The 6,416-nt window shown below is 36.6% G+C and carries 4 protein-coding genes and 1 rRNA gene; 4 read left to right on the forward strand and 1 reads right to left on the reverse strand.

Annotation, left to right across the window (positions count from 1 at the left end; all coding sequences use genetic code 11):
- The first annotated feature begins 134 nt into the window (after nucleotides 1-134).
- The 4 genes from rrf (at nucleotide 135) to ACFPOH_RS00230 (ending at nucleotide 4,653) form a co-directional block, all read left to right on the forward strand.
- Nucleotides 135-250: ribosomal RNA gene (gene rrf, locus ACFPOH_RS00215) — 5S ribosomal RNA — on the forward strand.
- 755 nt (nucleotides 251-1,005) lie between these two features.
- Nucleotides 1,006-2,472 carry an IMP dehydrogenase gene (guaB, locus tag ACFPOH_RS00220; protein WP_342580686.1) on the forward strand — a complete coding sequence of 489 codons (1,467 nt, stop codon included), beginning with the start codon at nucleotides 1,006-1,008 and terminating at the stop codon, nucleotides 2,470-2,472.
- 136 nt (nucleotides 2,473-2,608) lie between these two features.
- Nucleotides 2,609-3,943: a serine hydrolase gene (locus ACFPOH_RS00225; protein ID WP_390308544.1), complete on the forward strand. Its 1,335-nt coding sequence runs from the start codon at nucleotides 2,609-2,611 to the stop codon at nucleotides 3,941-3,943.
- A 254-nt stretch (nucleotides 3,944-4,197) separates the two neighbouring features.
- Nucleotides 4,198-4,653 carry a helix-turn-helix domain-containing protein gene (locus ACFPOH_RS00230; protein WP_340709624.1) on the forward strand — a complete coding sequence of 152 codons (456 nt, stop codon included), beginning with the start codon at nucleotides 4,198-4,200 and terminating at the stop codon, nucleotides 4,651-4,653.
- A 76-nt stretch (nucleotides 4,654-4,729) separates the two neighbouring features.
- Here the strand turns inward: ACFPOH_RS00230 and pdxR are convergent, their stop codons facing one another.
- Nucleotides 4,730-6,148, reverse strand: a complete 1,419-nt coding sequence (gene pdxR, locus ACFPOH_RS00235) for a MocR-like pyridoxine biosynthesis transcription factor PdxR (protein WP_340709623.1) — start codon at nucleotides 6,146-6,148, stop codon at nucleotides 4,730-4,732.
- Nucleotides 6,149-6,416: the final 268 nt, after the last annotated feature.

Below are 6,416 nucleotides of genomic sequence, written 5' to 3' on the forward strand. Positions count from 1 at the left end.
ATGAGGTAGATAGGTCCGGGGTGGAAGCACGGTGACGTGTGGAGCTGACGGATACTAATCGATCGAGGACTTAACCAAAAGAAAAGCTTTCAATGCCGTTATCCAGTTTTGAGAGAACAACCTCTCAGTCCTTGTGAAGTGATGATGGCAAAGAGGTCACACCCGTTCCCATACCGAACACGGAAGTTAAGCTCTTTAGCGCCGATGGTAGTTGGGGGCTTCCCCCTGCGAGAGTAGGACGTCGCTTCGCAAGCAGAAACACCACGAAAGTGGTGTTTTTTTATTGCCCAAAATAAGCCCCCAACTACCAAAGACCGGAGGTCAGCTCGGCGCGATACAGAAACAGGAATAAAAGAGTCAAGCAGAAGAACCATTAGTAGTAGACGAGAAGCACGGGGACCAAGAAGATCAAGGAAGTGAGGCGGCACGGAGCGCAAGCGTCGGGTACGTGAGCACCGGACCGCCGAAACTGACGAGAGTAGCCGGTCAACGTGCTTCGTAGTTCGCGCCGATGGTAATTGGGGGAATCCCCTGCGAGAGTGGGACGTAGTTAATAAAAATTACTATTTTAGTTTTCTGCATTTTATTTATTAAAACTAAAAATCTTTACAAAGAAAGACCGAAAGTTTATTCATTTTTATATGGAGGCAGAATTTAAATAAAAATAAAAAGTATTAAGAAGATACAAGAAAATCAAGAAAGTTTCGTACCCACCATCCCCCCACCAAAAAAACAACTATTCTGTTTTAGTCTAAAAAACAGAAATCAACAGTACATAAAAACTCCACTTTCACAAGCCATTTTTGATCAAACAATAGCAATTTTCATAATTAATGTGAAAAAGAACAAAATAAAGCTAGTTTGACACACTTCATCATTTGAAAAAACATGTAGACAATTTTCAATAATCCGAATACTTTTTCTATTTATCAGATTCTTGACACTGGGAAAACATGTTGTTAATCTTACTAATAATATTCGTTTATACTAGGAGGAATAATCGAAATGTGGGAGACGAAGTTTGCCAAAGAAGGCTTAACGTTTGACGATGTATTGTTAGTACCAGCGCATTCAACAGTATTGCCTAAAGAAGTTGATATATCTGTGCAACTGACGCCAAAAATCAAATTAAATATTCCGATTATTAGTGCGGGAATGGACACAGTCACTGAGTCAAAAATGGCAATCGCCATGGCACGTCAAGGTGGGCTTGGAATCATCCACAAAAACATGTCCATTGAAGAACAGGCAGAAGAAGTCGAAAAAGTAAAGCGTTCAGAAAATGGGGTTATTACCAATCCTTTCTTTTTAACACCTCAACATCAGGTATTTGATGCTGAACATTTAATGGGTAAATATCGCATTTCGGGTGTTCCAATTGTAAATAATGAAGAAGAACAAAAATTAGTTGGAATTATTACGAATCGTGATTTGCGCTTCATTTCCGATTATTCATTGAGAATCGAAGAAGTCATGACAAAAGAAGATTTGATCACAGCTCCTGTAGGAACGACATTGGAAGAAGCAGAAAAAATCCTGCAAAAATATAAAATCGAAAAACTTCCAATTGTAGATGAAGAAGGAAAATTAAAAGGGTTAATCACAATAAAAGATATTGAAAAAGTGATTGAGTTCCCTAATGCAGCAAAAGACAGCATCGGACGATTGATTGTTGGCGCGGCGGTTGGCGTTTCAAGTGATACGTATGCCCGTGTGAAAAAATTAGTGGAAGCGCAAGTGGATATTATTGTGATCGATACGGCTCACGGTCATTCCCAAGGCGTTATTGATACTGTAAAAAATATTCGCAAAGAGTATCCGGATTTGGAAATTATCGCTGGTAACGTGGCGACTGCAGAAGCAACTCGTGCATTATATGAAGCTGGAGCGGATGTGGTAAAAGTAGGTATCGGCCCTGGATCCATCTGTACGACTCGGGTTGTTGCAGGTGTAGGTGTACCACAAATCACAGCCATTTACGATTGTGCTACAGTAGCCCGTGAATATGGCAAAACGATTATTGCCGACGGTGGTATCAAATATTCCGGTGATATCGTAAAAGCTCTTGCAGCAGGTGGACATGCCGTAATGCTTGGTTCATTGCTTGCCGGTACAACTGAATCACCAGGGGAAACAGAAATTTTCCAAGGACGCCGTTTCAAAGTATACCGCGGTATGGGTTCCCTTTCTGCGATGGAACAAGGTTCAAAAGATCGTTATTTCCAAGAAGATGCAAAAAAATTGGTGCCTGAAGGTATTGAAGGACGTGTACCATACAAAGGGCCTCTTGCTGATACAATCCATCAATTGGTCGGCGGAGTTCGTTCAGGTATGGGATACTGCGGCGCGCCAAACTTGGAACATTTGCGCGAGTATTCTCAATTTGTCCGCATTACCAATGCCGGTCTTCGTGAATCCCATCCACACACTGTTCAAATTACTAAAGAAGCTCCAAACTACTCTCTACAATAATTGGATGAAACCTGGCCACTCTTTCAACGTCAAGGTAGATGTTGGAAGAGTGGTTTTTTATCGTTCTTTCACACACAGGGAACGTAATCTATGATAAAATGAGCGAAGATGATAATAATGAGTGGAGGTACGTTTTGTGAAAAAAGCTAGGAAGACATCTTTGATTGGCTTATTATTAATTCCTATTCTGCTTTTTAGCATGTTTGTAACGACGCCACAAGCAAATGCTGAAACAGATTTAGGATTGACGGTAGGAGCTGCCATATTAATTGACGCAGATTCAGGGAAAATTTTATATGAGCAAAATGCGGACACACCCCTTGGAATTGCAAGTATGTCCAAAATGATGACGGAGTATATTCTATTAGATGCCATTAAAGATGGCAAAGTTTCATGGGATCAGGAATATAAAGTCTCAGAATATGTGTATAAATTGTCACAAAATCGCGCATTAAGTAATGTGCCACTAAGAGCGGATGGAACTTATACGATTCAAGAATTGTATGAGGCAATGGTAATTTACTCTGCAAATGCTGCTACAGTGGCAATCGCTGAAACAGTAGCTGGAACGGAAACAGAGTTTATAAAGCTAATGAATAAAAAAGCGGAAGAATTAGGACTAGAAGGGTATAAATTTGTCAATTCAACAGGATTAAATAATGCTGATTTAATGGGCATGCATCCTGCTGGGACAGGTCCGGAAGATGAAAACGTAATGCCAGCTCGCTCAGTTGCAAAACTTGCCTATCATTTACTGAAAGATTATCCTGAAGTTTTAGAGACTGCTAGCATTCCGAGAAAAACGTTCAGAGAAGGTACAGATGATGCCATTAAGATGGAAAACTGGAACTTCATGTTGCCAGGGTTGGTATATCAATATCAAGGTGTTGACGGATTAAAAACAGGTACAACAAATTTAGCCGGTTACTGTTTCACAGGAACTGCTGAACGAAATGGTACACGTTTAATTTCAGTTGTAATGAATGCTGTTGATTCAAACGGTGTTGGTTCATATAAAGCGCGTTTTGATGCAACAGCAAAATTGTTCGATTATGGTTTTAGCCAATTTGCAAAACAAGAAATTATTCCAGCCGACTTTTCTGAAAAAGGAAAAGAATCTATTAAAGTCATTAAAGGAAAAGAAGATAAAGTAAAAATTGCTGTAAAAGAACCTTTATCCATGCTTGTAAAAACATCAGAAAAAGATTTATATCAACCAAAGTTAGTGTTAGATAAAGAGTCCCTTGAAGCGAAAGTTGAAAAAGGGACGGTAGTTGGGAAAGTTGTAATTGAAAGAAAAGAAGGTTCTGATTACGGTTTTATCGATGGTAAAGAAATGGCTGTTGATGTAGTAACAGCAGACGATGTTGAACGAGCAGGATTTATCTCATTATTCTTCCAAGGAATCGGTAATTTCTTCAGTAATCTTTGGGGAGGCATTACTGGTTTTGTAGGAGGCTTATTTTCATAACAAATTAGGCAATTAAAACTTTTCGCTAATAGAATTTATTTCAAGAAAGCTAGGAACCACTAGATGTGGATTCTTAGCTTTTTTCTTTGATATATATTCTAATACTTTTGGAAATTAAATGTAAATTTTATATAAAATGGTATATAATTGGCGTTTGGCGATGGCAACTATCCGTTGCATCATCATGCGCCCATAGCTCTCTTTACTTCATACTACTTTTAATTTATATTGACATAAGAAAGGAGTTGCCGTCGATGACATTTAGTGAACGATTAAAAAATGAAAGGGAAAAACGAGGTTGGACACAAGCAGATCTTGCAGATAAACTTCATGTCAGTCGTCAATCAGTATCAAAATGGGAAACTGGAAAGAACTATCCAAGTATTGAAGTAATTATTGCACTAAGCGATTTATTTGGTATTACAATAGATGAAATGTTAAGGAGTGACAATGATTTGAAGGAAAAAGTAATTCAAGATAGTAAAAAATTAGCTCACCCCAAATTAAAATCGTTTTTTGACAGTTTATTTTTACTAGGGGTATTATTAATACTCATTAAAATCATCATTCTAGGTTCCAATTTATTTTTTTATACGAATATAACAATTCCCGATGGTTTACCTAAAGTAATTTCAAATTTCTTACCATTAGTATTAATGATTATTGGTGGAACTGGTTCAGAACAATTAAAAAAGAAATATGCAGATTAAAGAAAAAATATTGCTTGGGAAATATTTATGGGAAATATATGTATAATATACTAATATAAAAAACTCGCTAAGACATCTATAGTTTAGCGAGTTTTTTATTTTTTTGTACGTTCCAACATTCCATCAATTGGTGGATACTTTCCTCTATTTGATTTAAAGGAATACCTCCGAATCCAAGCAAGAAGGTAGGATGTTTATATTCAATGGGCTTTAACAAATAATTGGTTACAGGAGTAATGTTGATGCCATGATGATTTGCAATTTGCTTCAGTTGGTCAACATTTTTGCCGCTAGGAATCGAGATTAGCACATGCATTCCAGCTTGGTCTCCTGTTATTTTTATATCAGGATAAAAAGTAGTTAGTGTATGTTTTAATTTATCATGTTTTTTTCGATAAATTTTCCTCATGCGATTTAAATGTTTAGAGAAATGACCATCTTTCATAAAATTGGCTAATATGTGTTGAACGAAACGTGGGACCGTTGCTGAGTAATAACTAAATATTTCTTTATATTTCATTAATAAATGATGAGGCAATACCATATAAGCAACCCTAAGTGATGGCATCAATGATTTTGTAAATGTGCTCATATAAATCACTTTATCATTTTGATCTAAACCATGTAGGGCTGGAATGGGTTTGCCAATGTAGCGAAACTCACTATCATAATCATCTTCAATAATATATCGATTAGGTGCTTTGCTTGCCCATTTCAGCAGTTGAGTTCTTCTTGTAGCTGACAGCACTGCCCCTGTCGGGAATTGATGTGATGGAGTAATATAGACGATATTAGCATTTGTTTGTTCAAGTTCATCAACTACTAAACCTTCCTCATCCACAGAAATAGGAATGGCATTATTATTTAAATGAATTCTCGGTATTGCTGAGTAACCAGGGTTTTCAAGGGCTAATATGAAATCATCTTCAAATAAGCGCAAAATCATCGGTAATAAAAGCTCAGTTCCAGAGCTAATAACGATTTGCTCAGGTTTGCAATGGATACCTCTCGATTGAAATAAATAATTGGCGATTTCCTTTCGTAACTCTACTTCTCCTTGGGGTTCACCCATTTGTAACAACTCTTTTGAAGTAATATCAAATATATCTTTTACATACTTTCTCCATACAACAAAAGGGAAGGATTCTTCATCAACTTTACCAGGATGAAAATCATATCGATATTGTTTTTGTTCTTTTTGGGGAATTTCGATTGTCGTTTGTTTTTTTTCTACGTAAGGCAGTTCATCAATTTCTTCAACAAAATAACCTACACGGGGAATAGATGTAATATATCCTTCCGCTAATAATTGAGAATATGCAATTTCAATGGTAGTTTGACTAATATTTAAAAACTCCGCTAATTTTCGCTTAGATGGCAATTTCGTTCCTACTTCAATTTGTTTTTGAATAATTGCATTTTTTATGCCGCTGTAGAGTTGTTCATACAAAGGTTTAGCATTTTCTTTTTCCAATTGGAAGATCAGCATGTCCATCGTATATACCTCCAACTGACCATATAACTTTTTATAATTTTGGAACTTTTTATATTGTCAAAAATCATTATACTAAAAATCAACAAATAATAGGAGGTAATAATATGGAAAATTTTAAAGAAATTAATATCCCCCGAGGCGTGTAAACGATAAAATAAAATCAACAGATTCCGCTCATTTGGATTGAACACTTTTTCACTATCAAATACACTTCTAATAAACTAGTTTATTAAGTTTATTGGAGGTTGTACTAGTGGAGGAGAAGCTT

The sequence above is a fragment of the Ureibacillus suwonensis genome, assembly GCF_042655065.1.
Lineage (GTDB): Bacteria > Bacillota > Bacilli > Bacillales_A > Planococcaceae > Ureibacillus > Ureibacillus suwonensis.

Bases quoted from the DNA above. Each gene is read 5' to 3' on its own strand.
- guaB (WP_342580686.1), top strand. From the start codon at position 1,006: ATGTGGGAGACGAAGTTTGCCAAAGAAGGCTTAACGTTTGACGATGTA.
- ACFPOH_RS00230 (WP_340709624.1), top strand. From the start codon at position 4,198: ATGACATTTAGTGAACGATTAAAAAATGAAAGGGAAAAACGAGGTTGG.
- pdxR (WP_340709623.1), bottom strand. From the start codon at position 6,148: ATGGACATGCTGATCTTCCAATTGGAAAAAGAAAATGCTAAACCTTTG.